At 68.8% G+C, this 295-nt stretch carries 1 protein-coding gene; it reads right to left on the minus strand.

The annotated features are described in order from the left end of the window. Positions 1-295: AMP-binding enzyme (locus tag AN218_RS28435; protein WP_141747719.1), on the minus strand; the 295-nt coding region annotated here is incomplete at both ends.

Consider the following 295-nt stretch of genomic DNA (forward strand, 5'->3'; position numbering starts at 1 on the left):
GGATCTTGCCGCTGGCCGCCCGTGGCACGGCGTCGATGAACTCCACCGTGCGGATCTTCTTGTACGGGGCGACGCGTTCGGCGACGTACGCGAGGACGTCCTCCTCCGTCAGCGTCCCGCCCGCCGCGTTCGGCGTCCGTACGACGAACGCCTTCGGCACCTCCTGCCCCCGCTCGTCCAGCGCGCCGAGCACCGCGGCGTCCGTGATCCCCGGGTGAGCGACCAGGACTCCTTCCAGTTCGGCGGGGGCGACTTGGTATCCCTTGTACTTGATCAGCTCTTTGACGCGGTCGAC

Source organism: Streptomyces nanshensis (genome assembly GCF_001751255.1).
Lineage (GTDB): Bacteria > Actinomycetota > Actinomycetes > Streptomycetales > Streptomycetaceae > Streptomyces > Streptomyces nanshensis_A.